Here is a 15438-nt window from a genome sequence, read left to right as displayed (position 1 = left end):
GTCATTGAGCGAACGGCTGCGGGAGGAGACGCGTGACCGTCACGAGGATCTGGAACACCGGCTCGACTGGCGGCGGCGGATGGCGACGCGGGAGGGATACCTCGCTCTCCTCACCCGCTGGTGGGGGTTCCACCGGGTCTTCGAGCCCGCAATCGCCGCGAGCTTCGAACCTGCCTTCGCGCAGCCGCGCGGCAAGCTGCACCTGCTGGAACGCGATCTCGTCCATTTCGGACTGACGAAGGACACGATCGAGGCGCTGCCGCGCTTTGCGGCGGGCACCGCCTTCCACACGCGCCCCGCCCTTCTCGGCGCGCTCTACGTCACGGAGGGCTCGACCCTGGGCGGGCAGGTCATCGCCCATCACCTTCACCGCAGCCTCGGGGTGGAGATCGCATCGGGCGGGTACGCCTATTACGAAGGCTACGGCAAGCGGGACACGGGGGCGATGTGGGCCTCGTTTCGAACCTTCCTCGACCGGTCCGGCGAGGAAAGCCCACCGCATCACGTGATCGAGGGCGCCCGTTGGACCTTCGACGCCCTCAAGCTCTGGCTCACCGCCGGCCTCCCGCCCGATTCCGGTCGGGCCGAGCCGTCACAGCGCTGATCGTCGAGCCGGATCAGACGGCGTCGATCGCGCGTCCGCCATAGGTCTCGAACGACGTCATCACCTTCTCGGTCAGCCCGTCGTCGAACGCGACGGTGACGCGGATCTCGCCCTCCAGGGCGGGCTCGCCCTCGGTGCCTTCCTTCAGGCGGCCATCCTCGATATCGGCACGCGCCGCCTCGGTCCCGGCGGTGTTGTCGTCGCCGGCGGGGGCGATGGTCACGGCGCTCCGGTCGATCCCGTGTTCCTGGACGATGTGCTCGACTGCGGTCTCGGCATCGCGGCGGCTCTTGAAGTCGGCGGACATCGTCTTCGACATGATCACGGTTTCCGGGGTGGGGGTTGCCTCGAGGCTTTGTGAACCCGCGGCCGTGGGAAAGGTTCAGCACGCGACCTTAGCCGTCCTCGCCGGACAGCACGGGGCGGAGGTGAAGTACGCAGGCGCTATTTCATCTTGGCCACACTCCGGCGGAATCTTGTGTTTCAGGGTCATTCCCCACCAACAGGGCGTCAATTTCGGTGCAAACAAATGTTGTCCATCGCGCAACACGCGGTTAAGTGCGGTTCATGCTTAAGCTCGAATCTCTCCTGGACCGTCTCAAAGCTCGTCAGCGCGCCCTGATCCTGGAAGCGGCGGAGCATGAAACGATGCCGGCCGACAGCACGCTACGCCGCATCGCGGAGCTGGAAAATGCGATCGCCGCGGTGGAAGCCGTCCTCGACGAGACGCGGGCCCTTGCCCGCTAGCGAGCCTCGGACGACGACGTATCCTCGACCGGGCCGCCAGGCAGCGACTCAGGCCCTGATGGCGGCTGCCTTCGTGGCGGGCCTCGCGGCATCGGCGGGAGCCTTTGCTCAGGAGGCGATGGCTCAGGAGGCGCCGGCAGCAGGCGCCGATCTCGATCTCCTGGAGCGGCGCTGGCACAAATGCGTGCGGCAGGCCTTTTCCGGGCAACCCGCCGGCCTGCCGACCCATGCCGCGCAGAAGGCCGCTTTGGCCGAGTGCAAGACCCTGGAGAACAGTTACGTCTCGGCGATGCTGGTCGCCCAGGCGGCCGAGGCCGAGGCCCGTCGACAGGGCAAGCCATCGATCGGCGCGAGGGCCAGGGGCTGGGCCACCTCGCTCCTGTCCTACGTGGTCGACCCGGTGACGTCCTGGATCGACGCCTGGCGCAAGTAGCGCCCCTCGCGCGTCAGGCCACGTCCATCTGCAGGCCGGGCACGGCCGAGAGCAGATCCCGCGTGTAGGGATGGTCCGGCCGGCGGAACAGGTCGGCGGTCGGCCGCTGCTCCACGATCTCGCCGCGATGCATCACCGCGATCCGGTCGCAGATCTTGGCCGCGACGCGCAGGTCGTGGGTGATGAACAGCATGGCGAGGTTCAGGCGCTGCTTCAGATCCTCGAGAAGGTCGAGCACCTGGGCCTGGACCGACACGTCGAGGGCCGAGACGGCCTCGTCGGCGACCAGCACGTCGGGCTCCATGGCGAGCGCCCGGGCGATGCCGATGCGCTGGCGCTGGCCGCCGGAGAAGGCGTTCGGATATCGCTCGGCGGCGCTGGGCGACAGGCCGACGAGATCGAGGAGTTCCCGCGCCCGCTCCCTTGCCTCGCGGACGGGCGTGCCATGGGCGATCGGCCCGGCGGTGATGATCTGCTCCACGGTCCGGCGCGGATTGAGGGAGGCGAAGGGGTCCTGGAAGATCATCTGGATGCGCTTGCGCTCGGCGCGGAGCGCCCGCGGCCCCAAAGCCGTGTAATCCAGCGCGCCGAGGCGGACGGTGCCCCGGTCCGGGTCGATGAGCCGGATGGCGAGGCGCGCCGTGGTGGATTTGCCCGAGCCCGATTCGCCCACGAGCCCCAGGGTCTCGCCGCGCCGGACGTCGAACGCCACCTCCTTGACCGCGTGGACGATGCGCGGCGGCCCGAACAGGCCACGACGCGACGTGTAGGTTTTCGTCAAGCCGATGGCCGAAAGGGCGATGGGCGCGCCCTCCCGTGATGCGCGCTCCGGCGGCACGATGCTCGGCACCGCCGCCAGCAGCGCCTTGGTGTAGGGATGCTGCGGGCTCCTCAGGACCTCGTCGGCGGAGCCCGATTCCACCAGCTTGCCGCGCTGGAGCACCGCCACATGGTCGGCGATGTCCGCGACGACGCCGAAATCGTGGGTGATGAACAGGACGCTCATGCCCCGCCGCCGCTGCAGGTCGCGGACGAGCTTCAGGATCTGCGCCTGGGTGGTGACGTCCAGCGCCGTGGTCGGCTCGTCGGCGACGAGGATCGAGGGCTCGAGGGCCAGGGCCATGGCGATCATCGCGCGCTGGCGCTGTCCGCCCGACAGCTGATGCGGATAGGCGCGCACGATCTGCGCCGGATCGGGCAAGCCGACCTCGGTGGCGAGCGCGATGGCCTTGGCCCGCCGCTCGGCCTTGGTGAGGAGGCCGTGCGCCTCGAACATCTCGGCGATCTGGTCGCCGATCCGCATGACCGGGTTGAGCGCCGTCATCGGCTCCTGGAACACCATGGCGATGCGGCGACCGCGCAAGGCACGCCAGTCGCGCTCGCCGAGGGTGAGGAGATCGCGCCCCTCGAAGAGGATGCTGCCGCCGACGGGGGTCAGGGCGCGCGGCAGCAGGCCGGTGAGCGCATAGGCGCTCATGGATTTGCCCGAGCCCGATTCGCCGACGACGCAGAGGATCTTGCCCGGCATCAGATCGAGGGAGAGATCCTCCACCGCATGCGGCCGGTCCGCCCCCTTGGGCAGGGCCAGGGTGAGATTGCGGATGCTGACGACAGGCTCGCTCATGGTTCAGGTCTCCCGTTTGGCGTCGCGCTGGCCCAGGATGCCGGGTCCGGTCTCCCCGAGATCCCAGAACAGGCCGGCCATCAGCATCAGCGCCTCGCGGCTCATCGGCCCGAGCAGGTGCTCGTCCGGACCGTGCTGGAGGCAGGCCGGGTAGGAATGCGGCACCCACAGGGTCGGCAGGCCGAGGATCTCGGAGAAGGCGTCGTTGGGCAGCGAACCGCCGAGATTGGGCAGCAGGGCCGGGCGCTTGCCCGTGCTGGCTTCGATGGAGGCCAGCGCCCAGCCGACCCAGGGATCCTCCACGGGAAGGCGGGTGGCACGGAACACTTCGGAGCGGGCCGCCCGCACCTCGACCATGGGAAAGCCCTTCGCATCGAGATGCGCGCGCACGGCCGGGATCAGGCCCTCCCAGTCGGTGCCGACGACGAAGCGCAGCTGCAACGTCGCCTTGGCGTGGGGCGGCACCGCATTGAGCGGGCCGTCGGGGTCGCCGGTCTTGAAGGCCAGCACTTCGAGGGTGTTCCAGCCGAAGACGCGCTCGGCCGGCGTGAGGCCGGGCTCGCCCCATTCCTCGTCGATCCTCGGCGCGGTGGGGTCGGTGCCCACCGCGATGTCGGCGAGCGCCGCCCGCACACCCTCGGGGATCGCGGGCGGCCGCAGGGCATCGAGGAGAATCTTGCCGCGCCCGTCGACCAGGGTCGCGATGGCGTTGGCCAGCACCGTGCCGGGATTGCGCAGCAGGCCGCCCCAATTGCCCGAATGGTGGCTGCCCTCGCGCAGGTTCACGATGAGTTCGAACGTGTAGCCGCCGCGCGAGCCGAGGAAGAGCGTGGGGCGTTCCGCGCTCACCCGTGGCCCGTCCGAGGCGATGAGCACGTCGGCGGCGAGGGCGCGCGCCTCGGCCCGGCACAGGTCGCGCAGACCCGGCGAACCGGATTCCTCGCCCATTTCGATGAGGAGCTTGGTGTTGAAGCCGAGGCGTCCGCCTCTCGCCGCCATCACCGCCTCGAGCGCTCCGAGATTGATGATGTGCTGGCCCTTGTTGTCGGCGGTGCCGCGACCGTACCAGCGGTCGCCCTCGACGACGATCGCCCATGGGTCGAGGCCGGCGCGCCATTGTTCGGGGTAGCCGCGCACGGTGTCGCCGTGGCCGTAGATCAGCACGGTGGGCAGGTCGTCGCCCTCGTGCCGCTCGGCGATGAGGAAGGGGCCGTGCTCGCCGTCGGGATTGTCGAGGATGCGGCCGGTGAAGCCCAGAGGCGCGATGGCGGGCATGAGGAAGTCGGACAGGTAGGCATGGAGCGCCGGCAATTGCCCGGTGGTCTGGCTCTCGGTGGGGCGGGCGACGGCATCCTGCAGGACGGCGCGGAAACCGCCTCCGTCGTAGTGGCGCGCGGCGTGCGCGATCGCATCGTGTCGGGACATGGATCCACTCTGTGTCGGGTGAGAATGGGAGCCGAGGGGAGCGCTCAGCGCCGCCCCTCGGGTGCCGTGACGTCGCGCAATCCGTCGCCCAGGAGGTTGATGGCGAGAACGAGGACGAGGAGGGCGACGCCCGGGATGGTGATGACCCAGGGCTGGAAGAACATGTACGGCTTGCCCTCGGCGATCATCAGCCCCCAGGAGGGCAGGGGCGGCTGGACGCCGAGGCCGAGGAACGACAGGGCCGCTTCCAGCAGGATCGCGTGCGCCATCTCCAGGGTCGCCACGACGATGAGCGCGTTGAAGATGTTGGGCAGGATCTCCTGGAACAGGATCCGGGCGTTCGAGAAGCCGGCGGCGCGGGCCGCCGCGACGAAATCCTGGTCGCGGATCTGGCGGGTGGCGGCACGCGTCACCACGGCGAAACGGTCCCACAGCAGCAGGCCCAGCACCAGGACCACCACCTTCAGCGAACCGCCCACCAGGGAGGCCATGGCCAAAGCCACGAGCACCACCGGCATGGCGAGGCGCGTGGTGACGATGTAGCTCACCACCGCGTCGACCTTGCCGCCGAAATAGCCGGCGCAGATGCCGAGCACAGTGCCGATCAGGCCGGAGATGCAGGCCGCCGCGATCCCGATGAGGAGGGAGATCTGGCTGCCGTAGATCAGGCGGCTGAGATAGTCGCGCCCGAGCTTGTCGGTGCCGAGGATGTGGTCCCACGTCCCCTTCGCGTTCCAGATCGGCGGGATCAGGCGGCGCGAGACGTCCTGGGCATAGGGGTCGTGCGGGGCGATCAGGGGCGCGGCCAGAGCCGCGAGGACGATCCCGCCGAGGATCATCGCGCCGATCATGAAGCCGCCGTGACGCAGGCCGCGCCGGAGGGCGAGCGCGGTGGGCGAGCGCGACGCGGCGAGCGGCGCGCTCGCTTCGGGCACAGGACCGGCCTGGACCAGCAGATCGGCGGAGGGGAGGGTGGGAGCCACCGGGGAGGAGGACGGCTGAAGGGTCATTGGCGCAGCCGGGGATCGAGGAAAGCGTTGAGGAGGTCGGCGGCCAGCGTCAGGGCGATGTAGATCATCGCCAGGACCAGCACGATCGCCTGCACCACGGGGAAGTCGTTGCGGGCGATAGATTCCCAGGCGAGCTGCCCGAGCCCCTGGAGCGAGAACACCGCCTCGATGACGATGGAGCCGCCGAGCATGAAGCCGAACTGCACGGCGGCGAGCGCGATCACCGGAATCACGGCGTTGCGCAGCGCATGCCGGATCAGGATCTTTCGCGGTGGGAGACCTTTGGCGCGGGCCGTCCGCACGTAGTCGGAGGCCAGCACCTCCAACATGCCGTTGCGGGTGAGCCGCATCACGGCCGGCATGGCGTAGTAGCCGAGCGCGACGGCCGGCAGCACGAAGTGCTTCCAGGTCGTGTTGCCCGAGACCGGCAACCAGCGCAGATTCACCGAGAAGATCATGATGAGCGTGAGGCCGAACCAGAAGCTCGGCATCGCCTGGCCCAGCACCGAGACCGACAGAGCGAGCCGGTCGATCCAGGTGTCGCGCTTCACCGCCGCCAGGACGCCGAGCGGGATCGCCACGAACAGGGCGACGGCGAGCGCCACCACGCCGAGGAACAGGGTGATCGGCATGCGGGAGGCGAGGAGATCGACCACGCTCTCCCGGAAATAGAACGAATTGCCGAAATCGAAATGCAGGGCCTTCCATGCCCAGGCGGTGAATTGCGCCAGCATCGGCTGGTTCAGCCCGTACTGGACGCGGATCGCCTCGACCTGGGCGGAGGTGGCCTCTGGCCCGGCAATGGCGGCGGCGAGGTCACCGGAGAGGTGCAGCAGCATGAAGCTCGCCACCGACACCGTCACGGCGACCGCGATGGCGACGAGAATGCGTTGCAGCATGAACCTGAGCATGGGCCATAGTCCTCGTTCGGTTGGGCCAGTCGCGACGCGGCCCTCCTCCCCCTTGTGGGGAGGAATTGGAGGTGGGGGTCGCTCCGCCAGCCTCGACTGAGCGAGGGTCGCCCGACCACCCCCACTCCTGACCTCTCCCCACAAGGGGGAGAGGGACGCGGTCTGCTGACAGAACCGGCGCCCTTGGAACCCTTACTTCCAGCTCGCCGCGTAGAAGCGCGGCAACTCATCGGGCTGCGCCGTGAAGGTCAGGTCCGAGGTGAAGGCGTAGTTGGTCGAGTAGGAGAACAGCGGCAGGATGTAGGCCTGAGCCGCGATGCGCTTGAGCGCCTCGGCGTATTTCACCTTGCGCGCGGCCGGATCGGTGGCGCCGTCGCCGGCCTGGAGCGCCGCGATGGTCTCGGGATCCTTGGTCAGGTCCTCGTCGCCGCCCTTGAGGTAGACGCCGGTGAAGGCCGAGACGTCGAGAACCGAGAACGAGCCCCAGGTCTGGAAGGCGATGGAGACCTTGCCGCCCCGGATCATGTCGCGCAGCGCCGCGTAGCGCAGGTAGTTGAGCCGGGCGGTGATGCCGACGGCGCGGAGATACCCGATGACGGCCTCGGCGTAGTCGCGCTCGCGATAGGCGCCGAGATCGATCTCGAACCCGTCGGGATAGCCGGCCTCCTTGAGGAGCGCCTTGGCCTTGGCCGGATCGTAAGCGTAGCGCGGCACACCCTCGTCGGTGCAGCCGAACTGGTCGATGAAACAGGCCGCGTTCATGACGCGGCTGCCGCCACGGACGAGGTTGTCCACCATCGCCTTGCGGTCGATGGCGTAGGAGATCGCCTGGCGGACGCGGGGATCCTTCAGGGGTGAGTTCTCCTTGGCGCGGCCGAGCGTGTCGAATTGCAGGAAGCCGACCCGCATGGTCTCGGCGCTCAGCACGGTGACGTTGGGAGCGCCCTTCAGCTGGTCGGCCTGATCGCTCGGCACCCGCCAGATCCAGTCGATGCCGCCGGTGACGAGTTCGGCCATGCGGCTGTCGGCATCGGGGATGACGCGGAATTCGAGCTTGCCGATCTTGGGCGTGCCGATCGGGCTGCCGGGCCAGTACTTGGCGTTGCGCTCCATCTTCACCCCGCGTCCGTTCTCGACGCTGGTGATGCGGTAGGGGCCTGTGCCGATGGGAGCCTTGGCGAACCCGTCGAGGCCGACCTTTTTGAAGTAAGCGGCCGGGAAGATCGGCGTCGGTCCGGCAAGGTATTCGAGGGCGGCCGGGAAGGCGGTCTTGAGGTGGATGCGGACGGTCTTGGCGTCCACCACCTCCGTCGACTTCATCCAGTCGACGTTCTGCTTCGTCACCGTGCGGGCTTCCGGCGTCAGCACGTAATTGAAGGTGAAGGCCACGTCCTCGGGGCCGAAGACGTCGCCGTTATGGAAGGTCACGCCCTCGCGCAGGGTCAGTTCGAGGGTGGTCGGGTCGACCCATTTCCAGGCGGTGGCCAGCATCGGCTGATACGTGCCGGTCTTCGGGTCGCGGTAGAGCAGGGTGTCCCAGACGTTGCGCGCGAGCACGACGCCCTCGCGGGCGCTGTTGTGATACGGGCTGACGTTTTCCGGCTCGGTATCAGAGGCATAGACCAGGGTGTCGTTGGCCTTGCCGGCGAGCGCCGGCACACTGAACGTCGTCAGCAGGAGAGCGAGTGTGGCGCCTGCCGCGGGAAGGTATCTCGCCATGATCTGCATCCCTTCAGCTCCGCGACATCGCGACGGACACTTGCGCACCCGTCCTGCCGCTTTTTTCGTCGTGCCATGATGTTGTGCATTTTGCATCGCAACAAGTAGAATTTGTCGAAGCTTGCCGTGCCGTTTCGGCAATGCTCGTGCAGCCGGCGGGGCTCGGGAGATCGACCATGCAGATGTCAGGCCTGCGCTATTTCCTCGCCGTTGCCCGCACGGGCTCCATCGCGGCGGCCTCCGCCCAGCTCAACGTCGCGGCCTCGGCGATCAGCCGGCAGATCGCCAATCTGGAGGCGGAGCTCGATTGCGTCCTGTTCGAGCGCCGTCCCCGCGGCATGGTCCTGAGCCCGGCGGGAGAGCTGCTGGCCCGGCATGCGCGCCAGACCCTGGTGCGGGCCGAGCAGGTCGCGGCCGAGATCCAGGAATTGCAGGGGCTGGCGCGGGGCTTCATCCGCGTCGCCACGGCGGAAGGGTTCGCCCTCGACCTATTGCCGAACGCCATCGCCGAGTTTCACGCGCGCCATCCCGGTATCCGGTTCGAAATTCAGGTCCTGCCGCCGGCGCAGGTGACGCAGGTGGTGGCGGCGGGCGACGCCGATATCGGCATCACCTTCGTGCTCGCGCCAACGAACCTCGTCACGGTGATCTACGACGCGACGGTGGAGATGGTGGCGCTCGCCGCCCCCGACCATCCGCTGGCCGGCCGGGCGTCGATCCGGATCGACGAACTCCAGGCCTATCCGATCGCGATGCCGCCCCTCGACACAACGGCGCGTCTCGTCTTCGACACGGCCTGCCGGGCGGAGGGCATCGCCATCGAGCCGACGCTGACCTCCAACATCCTCACGGCGCTCCTCCCCTTCGTGCGGCGGACGAAGGGGATCGCGCTGATGTCGGCCCTCTCGGTGCAGACGCCGGTGCGGCTCGGGGAACTGGTCTGCATCCCGATCCAATCACAGGCGAGCCTGCGGCGCGGCATTCAGGTCCAGCTGATGCGGGACCGCAAGCTGCCGCATGCGGCGCAGGCGTTCCTCAGCCAGCTCATCGCCGCCCTGCCGCCGGCGGAGCCCGGCAGGGCGTGAACCGTCCCGATCAGCCGTTCCGGAACGTGTAGCTGTAGCCGTTCAGGGCCGGCGCGCCGCCGAGATGGGCGTAGAGCACCTTCGAGCCCTTGGGGAAGAACCCCTTCCGGGTGAGATCGATCATCCCCTGCATCGACTTCCCCTCGTAGACCGGGTCGGTGATCATGGCCTCGAGCCGCGCCGAGAGGCGGATCGCCTCGACGGTCTCCTTCGAGGGCACGCCGTAGACCGGGTAGGCGTAATCCTCGTTGAGGACCACATCGTCTTCCGTGATCTCGGGGGCGCCGATGAGGGCGGCCGTCTTCTGCGCGATGTCGAGCACCTGCGCCTTGGTCTGGGCCGGGGTGCAGGAGGCGTCGATCCCGATGACGTTGCGGGCGCGGCCATCGGCGGCGAAGCCCACCACCATGCCGGCATGGGTCGAGCCGGTGACGGTGCACACGACGATGTAGTCGAAGCGCAGGCCCATCTCGGCCTCCTGCGCGCGGACCTCCTCGGCGAAGCCGACATAGCCGAGGCCGCCGAACTTGTGCACGGAGGCGCCCGCGGGAATCGCGTAGGGCTTGCCGCCCTTGGCCTTCACATCCTCCAGGGCCGCCTTCCAGCTCTCGCGGATGCCGATGTCGAACCCGTCATCCACGAGCTGCGTCTCCGCGCCCATGATGCGCGAGAGCAGGATGTTGCCGACCCGGTCGTAGACCGCATCCTCGTGCGGCACCCAGGCTTCCTGGATCAGCCGGCACTTCATCCCGATCTTGGCGGCCACCGCCGCCACCATGCGGGTGTGGTTGGATTGCACGCCGCCGATGGAGACCAGCGTATCGGCTCCGCTCGCGATGGCATCGGGCACGATGTATTCGAGCTTGCGCAGCTTGTTGCCGCCGTAAGCCAAGCCGGAATTGCAATCCTCGCGCTTGGCGTAGATCTCGACATCGCCGCCGAGATGGTCGGTGAGGCGCGACAGCTTCTCGATCGGGCTCGGGCCGAAGGTGAGGGGATAGCGCTCGAATTTCGACAGCATGGCTTGGCAACGTCCTCGCATCAGTGAGAACCGAACGCTAGCAAAACTCGCGCGAAAGGTGCTCTCGAATGACGACAAATTATGCCATAAAAATGCGGGTCATGGCCCGTCAAGCTTAGTGTGAGCTATCGTTTCTGCTGAAAATACGGAAGGTTCTTCCATGTCGCCATCGCTCGACCGGATCGATCTGAAGATCCTGCGCCTGCTCCAGGCCGATGGGCGCATGAACAATGCCGAGATCGCCAAGCGGGTGAATACCAGCGCCGCCACCTGCCACCGCCGCACGCAGCGCCTGTTCGACGAGGGATACATCCGCGGCGTCCATGCGCGGATCGCGCCGGAGAAGGTCGGGCGGGGGTCCCTCGTCATCGTCGGCGTCGTGCTCGACCGCTCGACGCCGGAGAGCTTCGCCGCGTTCGAGGCCGCCGCCCAGGCGATGCCGACCATGCTCGATTGCCATCTCGTGGCCGGGGATTTCGACTATTTCCTGAAGATCCGCGTCTCCGACATGGCGGATTTCAACCGCCTGCACAGCGAGACCCTGATCGCGCTGCCGGGGGTGCGGCAGACGCGGACCTTCTTCGTCATGAAGGAGGTGGTGGACAATGCGCCGATGGATCTCTGACGGCGAGGCTTGCGCGAGGCCGTGGCACTGGTCCATCGAGCGCCGCGACAACGCCGGGGCCATCGGGATCACAGGAGAACGGACCGCATGAGCACGGATGCCGACACGTCGCCCGCCCCCTCCCTCGACGCCATTCCGGCGAGCGTGCGGGAGGCCCGGCCCACCACCTGGCTCAATCCCCATCTCCGGCCGGCCGCCGAATTCCTGCCGAGCCAGGCTTTCTCCCTGGCCGATGTGGAGGAGGCGGAGGCACGCTGGCGCCGCTTCGACCCACTGCTGCGCCACCTCTTCGACGATCTCGCCACAGGGCGCATCGACTCGCCCCTGATGCCCCTCTCCGATCCTATCGCGCAGGCCATCGCCGGTCCGACCGGCGGCGCGGTCTGGGTAAAGGCCGATCACGACCTGCCGGTCACCGGCTGCATCAAGGCGCGGGGCGGGGTCTACGAGGTACTGGTCTATGCCGAGCGGCTCGGGCTTGAGAAGGGCCTGCTATGGCCGGGGGATTCCTATGCCCGGCTCGCGGAGGCCGAAGCACGAGAGGCGTTCGGGGCGCACACGGTCGCGGTCGGCAGCACCGGCAATCTCGGCTTCAGCGTCGGCGTCATGGCGCGGGCGCTGGGCTTCGCGGTCGAAGTCCACATGTCCCACGATGCCAAGGCGTGGAAGAAGCAGCGCCTGCGGGATATCGGCGCCCGCGTGGTCGAGCATAAAGGCGATTACGGCAGCGCGGTCGCGGCGGCGCGCTCGGCCTTCGAGGGGCGGACCGACGCCCATTTCGTCGACGACGAAAGCTCCGTCGACCTGTTCCTCGGCTATGCGGCGGCGGCCTTCGACCTCCAGCGCCAGCTGGACGAGGCCGGGATAAGGGTCGATGCGGCCCACCCGCTCTGCGTCTATCTTCCCTGCGGCGTCGGCGGCGCACCCGGCGGCGTCACGCTCGGCCTGAAGCTGCTGTTCGGCGACGCCATCCGCTGCATCTTCGTGGAGCCGGTGGCCTCGCCCTGCATGCTGGTGCAGCTCGCCGCCGGCCTGTCGCGCCCGGTGGACGTCTACGAGATCGGCCTCGACAACCGCACCGCCGCCGATGGGCTCGCGGTGGCGGGTGCCTCGATGCTGGTGGCCGGCACGGTCGGCCCGCTCATCGAGGCGGTGGTCACGGTCGCCGATACCGAGTTGTTCGCCTGGGTAAAACGCCTCTGGGCCGATCCGGGCCTGCGGCTCGAACCCTCGGCGGCGGCGGGGTTCGCCGCCGTTCGCCCCTATCTCGACGCCGCTGGACCTGCGCAGGCGACACATGTGGTCTGGACCACCGGCGGCACGCTGCTGCCCGAAGCCGAGTTCCAGGCCGCCCTGGCGCGGGGATAACGATGAAGCCCCGGGCCTATGACGGGATATGGCCTCGTTCCGGGCCATATCCCCGCACATGCCTTCAGTTCGGGTGGAAGACCACCTTCACGCAGCCGTCCTTCTTGTCGCGGAACGTCTTGTAGAGGTCGGGGCCGTCCGCGAGGTTGGTGGAGCGGTGGGTGATCATCGAGGTCATGTCGATCTTGCCCTCCTGGATCAGCTTCGTCAGCGGCTCCAGGTAGCGTTTCACATGGGTCTGGCCGCTCTTCAGGGTGAGCCCCTTCTGCACGATCGAGCCCATATTGATGGGAAGCGGGCCACCGTAGACGCCGGGGATCGAGACGATCCCGCAGGGGCGCACGGCCTTGATCGCCTCCATGAGGACGTAGGGGCGCTCGGTCGAGGTGAATGTCTCCTGCAGGGTGCTGACGATCCCCGCGACACCGTGGCCGGCGGTGGCCTCCATGCCGACGCAGTCGATCACGCCGTCGGCGCCCTCGCCCTTGCTGATCTCCTTGATCCGCTCGAACACGTCCTCTTTCATGAAGTCGATGATGTCGGTGGCACCGTATTTCCGGGCGAGTTCGATCCGCTCCGGCACCGTCTCGATGACGATGATGCGCTCGGCACCCATGATCTTGGCGGATTGGATCGCGAACAGCCCCACCGGGCCCGCGCCCCAGATCGCGATGATCTCGCCGCCCTTGATCTCGCAATGCTCGGCACCCTGCCAGCCGGTGGGCAGGATATCGGTGAGGAACAGCAGCGACTCGTCGTCGACGCCTTCCGGCGCCAGCATCGGCCCCACATCGGCCATCGGCACGCGCACGTATTCCGCCTGGCCGCCGGCATAGCCGCCGGTGAGGTGCGAATAGCCGAACAGGCCGGCGGTGGTGTAGCCGAACTGCGCGGCCGCCATCTCGGCATTGCGGTTCGAGCGCTGGCAGACCGACCAGTTGCCGAGCTTGCACTGCCGGCATTCGCCGCAATTGATGTTGAAGGGCACGACGATGCGGTCGCCCTTCTTGAACTTGGTGAAACCCTGGCCGACCTCGACCACCTCGCCCATGAATTCATGGCCGAGGACGTCGCCACTCTCCATGGTCGGCATCTGGCCGTCCATCAGGTGGAGGTCCGAGCCGCAGATGGCGCAGGACGTCACTTTGATGATGACGTCGCGCGCATCCTCGATCCGAGGATCGGGCACCGTATCGCAGCGGATGTCACCCTTGCCGTGCCAACACAGTGCTTTCATCGCGCAATCTCTCGAAGCCGGAATGTCATGACGAGCCCCGGGGGACGCCCTTGGCGGCCTTGACGCCGCGGGGCCGAACCCCGTTGCCGAGGACTCCGGTGGAAAACACCAGACGAGTCCATGAGTTCCAGAATGTCGATGACACCGCTTCAAGCAAGTGCGAGCTTGAGCATATCGCGATTCGGTTTGTATGAATTAAGACAGGCTATTGACCCCGAAAAATACCCTGACCAAACATAAGTTATTCGCCGTCTCAGCAGGGAAAACTGCCACTCTGTCACGGCACGCCGCGAGGTTAGCCTGCGACATGCAGGACGCGTCGCGAACTAACCTCGTGGCGTACAGGAGTATTTCGGACGGGTATCGGCCGGATGGGAGACGACCGGGGATCAGCGACCGAACAGCCTTGCCGTGAACGAGGCCGGTGCGTCGCCCTTGTGGCCGGCCACCACCACGAGGCGGCGGATGTCGCCGCGCAGATAGGCCTGCAGGAAGCGGTTGTAGTCCTTGAACACCACGCAGCCGTTGGACGCGCCGCTCGGTCCGAGCATGTAGGTATGGGCGAGGATGCCGTCGCGGCCGTGAATGGCGGCGCTGCCGCCCACTGGGTTGAGGCGGATGGCGCGCACCCCGTGGAACAGGGCCTCGCGCTCGGTCAGATCGTAGGTGCCGGGCGGCGTCGCACCGCGCATCCGCACATGGACGAGACGCGGGTTGTCCATGTGCTGGCCGAGGCCGGAATGGGCCTCCAGCTGCTCGCCGCTCGGCAGGGTCACCGTGCTGGCGCTGATATCGTAGATCGCGGTCCCGCCGCCCGCCGTGGCGGGCACGCGGTCGAGGACCCGGCGCTGGCTCAGATCGATGGCCCCCGTATCGGCGGAGGCATAGGCGAGGGCGGGAGCGGGGCTGCGTTCGGGATCACGCCGGCCGAACACCGTCTCGAAGAACGAGCGCTCGGCCTCCACGTCCTGCCGGGCCGCCACCACCGTCCGCGACGACGGGCGGCGGGTGGCGAGGCGCGGCTCGCGGGAGAGAGGCTTCAGGTCGAAAGGGCGCGGCACCGGGGCGGGCATCGGCTGGACGAGGCGGGCCGTCTGCTGGAGCGGCCTTGAAGCGGGTGCGAGTTCTGAGGAGGCCGGCGCCACGGCGGCGAGCGCGATACCGGGGGCGATCCCGACGGGCGAGGCTTGCGGGGCCGCGAACCCGGCCACCTGCATGGGCTCAGAGGCACGCCAGTCCGGCGTCCGCGCACCCAAGGCGGGGGAGGGGTCGAGCATCCAGGCATAGCTGCGGACGGCGGCGGCGGGCGTTGCCTCGGGGGAGACCTGCCGGCCGGCGTATGGCGCCGTCGCGGCGGGCACGGGCGTGTCCAACCCGGTCAACCGGGGAAAGGTCGCGACGAACAGCGCGACGACGGCCGTCTTCAGAAGAACGCGGCTGCGCGGCCGGGAACGGCGTGGGCGGCGGCGATAGGTGGACGCATCGTCGATCATGCGGGCTGTACTCGGATACGCGTACCCTGCCCGCACGGCCCTCGAACGACCTCGCCAAGCTCCGCCAAGAGCCCCGCGAAGGTCACATCGATCGTCCATGTCGTTTTAGGGAACCATCAACCTTGATGCCTCCCAT

Annotated in this window: 15 protein-coding genes; 6 read left to right on the top strand and 9 right to left on the bottom strand. The window is 68.1% G+C overall.

Translation table 11 applies throughout. From position 1 onward, the window contains the following. Positions 1 to 4 precede the first annotated feature (4 nt). The gene (locus ASF08_RS15225; protein ID WP_244474551.1) at positions 5 to 604 is read left to right on the top strand and encodes a biliverdin-producing heme oxygenase; all 600 of its coding nucleotides are present in this window, start codon (positions 5 to 7) and stop codon (positions 602 to 604) included. Between the two features lie 13 nt (positions 605 to 617). On the opposite strand, the gene ASF08_RS15220 is transcribed toward ASF08_RS15225, so the two are convergent. Further along, entirely contained in the window at positions 618 to 923 is a 306-nt protein-coding gene (locus ASF08_RS15220; RefSeq protein ID WP_056146805.1) for a hypothetical protein, read from the bottom strand. A 248-nt stretch (positions 924 to 1171) separates the two neighbouring features. On the opposite strand from ASF08_RS15220, the gene ASF08_RS15215 reads away from it, so the two are divergent. After that, on the top strand, positions 1172 to 1351 hold the full coding sequence (locus ASF08_RS15215) for a hypothetical protein (RefSeq protein WP_056146803.1): 180 nt from the start codon (positions 1172 to 1174) through the stop codon (positions 1349 to 1351). Between the two features lie 58 nt (positions 1352 to 1409). Next, positions 1410 to 1784, top strand: a complete 375-nt coding sequence (locus ASF08_RS15210) for a hypothetical protein (protein WP_056146802.1) — start codon at positions 1410 to 1412, stop codon at positions 1782 to 1784. 13 nt (positions 1785 to 1797) lie between these two features. On the opposite strand, the gene ASF08_RS15205 is transcribed toward ASF08_RS15210, so the two are convergent. From ASF08_RS15205 to ASF08_RS15185, 5 genes are all read right to left on the bottom strand, one after another. Beyond that, positions 1798 to 3408 carry an ABC transporter ATP-binding protein gene (locus ASF08_RS15205; RefSeq protein WP_056146800.1) on the bottom strand — a complete coding sequence of 537 codons (1611 nt, stop codon included), beginning with the start codon at positions 3406 to 3408 and terminating at the stop codon, positions 1798 to 1800. Positions 3409 to 3411: 3 nt separating this feature from the next. Continuing rightward, positions 3412 to 4833: a M20 family metallopeptidase gene (locus tag ASF08_RS15200; RefSeq protein WP_056146797.1), complete on the bottom strand. Its 1422-nt coding sequence runs from the start codon at positions 4831 to 4833 to the stop codon at positions 3412 to 3414. A 44-nt stretch (positions 4834 to 4877) separates the two neighbouring features. Next, on the bottom strand, positions 4878 to 5843 hold the full coding sequence (locus ASF08_RS15195; RefSeq protein WP_200931867.1) for an ABC transporter permease: 966 nt from the start codon (positions 5841 to 5843) through the stop codon (positions 4878 to 4880). After that, complete coding sequence (locus tag ASF08_RS15190; protein WP_056146795.1) at positions 5840 to 6754, bottom strand: ABC transporter permease; 915 nt, start codon at positions 6752 to 6754, stop codon at positions 5840 to 5842. Before ASF08_RS15190 ends, ASF08_RS15195 begins: the two co-directional genes overlap by 4 nt. Before the next feature lie 192 nt (positions 6755 to 6946). After that, entirely contained in the window at positions 6947 to 8473 is a 1527-nt protein-coding gene (locus ASF08_RS15185) for an ABC transporter substrate-binding protein (protein WP_056147156.1), read from the bottom strand. A gap of 176 nt (positions 8474 to 8649) precedes the next feature. On the opposite strand from ASF08_RS15185, the gene ASF08_RS15180 reads away from it, so the two are divergent. After that, positions 8650 to 9558 carry a LysR family transcriptional regulator gene (locus tag ASF08_RS15180; RefSeq protein ID WP_026175857.1) on the top strand — a complete coding sequence of 303 codons (909 nt, stop codon included), beginning with the start codon at positions 8650 to 8652 and terminating at the stop codon, positions 9556 to 9558. 10 nt (positions 9559 to 9568) lie between these two features. Here the strand turns inward: ASF08_RS15180 and ASF08_RS15175 are convergent, their stop codons facing one another. Next, positions 9569 to 10579, bottom strand: coding sequence for a 1-aminocyclopropane-1-carboxylate deaminase (locus tag ASF08_RS15175; RefSeq protein ID WP_018043348.1), 1011 nt, complete (start codon positions 10577 to 10579; stop codon positions 9569 to 9571). A 160-nt stretch (positions 10580 to 10739) separates the two neighbouring features. Here ASF08_RS15175 and ASF08_RS15170 point away from each other — a divergent pair, with 160 nt between their 5' ends. Together ASF08_RS15170 and ASF08_RS15165 are read left to right on the top strand one after the other, a co-directional pair. Beyond that, positions 10740 to 11204: an Lrp/AsnC family transcriptional regulator gene (locus ASF08_RS15170; protein WP_056146793.1), complete on the top strand. Its 465-nt coding sequence runs from the start codon at positions 10740 to 10742 to the stop codon at positions 11202 to 11204. An 87-nt stretch (positions 11205 to 11291) separates the two neighbouring features. Then, positions 11292 to 12572, top strand: coding sequence for a D-serine ammonia-lyase (locus ASF08_RS15165; protein WP_056146790.1), 1281 nt, complete (start codon positions 11292 to 11294; stop codon positions 12570 to 12572). Positions 12573 to 12636: 64 nt separating this feature from the next. On the opposite strand, the gene ASF08_RS15160 is transcribed toward ASF08_RS15165, so the two are convergent. Both ASF08_RS15160 and ASF08_RS15155 read right to left on the bottom strand, forming a co-directional pair. Further along, entirely contained in the window at positions 12637 to 13809 is a 1173-nt protein-coding gene (locus ASF08_RS15160) for a zinc-dependent alcohol dehydrogenase (protein WP_056146786.1), read from the bottom strand. A gap of 389 nt (positions 13810 to 14198) precedes the next feature. Further along, entirely contained in the window at positions 14199 to 15302 is a 1104-nt protein-coding gene (locus tag ASF08_RS15155) for a tlde1 domain-containing protein (RefSeq protein ID WP_056146784.1), read from the bottom strand. Positions 15303 to 15438: the final 136 nt, after the last annotated feature.

Source organism: Methylobacterium sp. Leaf85 (assembly GCF_001422125.1).
In the GTDB taxonomy this organism is placed as follows: Bacteria; Pseudomonadota; Alphaproteobacteria; order Rhizobiales; family Beijerinckiaceae; genus Methylobacterium; species Methylobacterium bullatum.
This window is presented reverse-complemented; position numbering and strand designations above follow the sequence as displayed.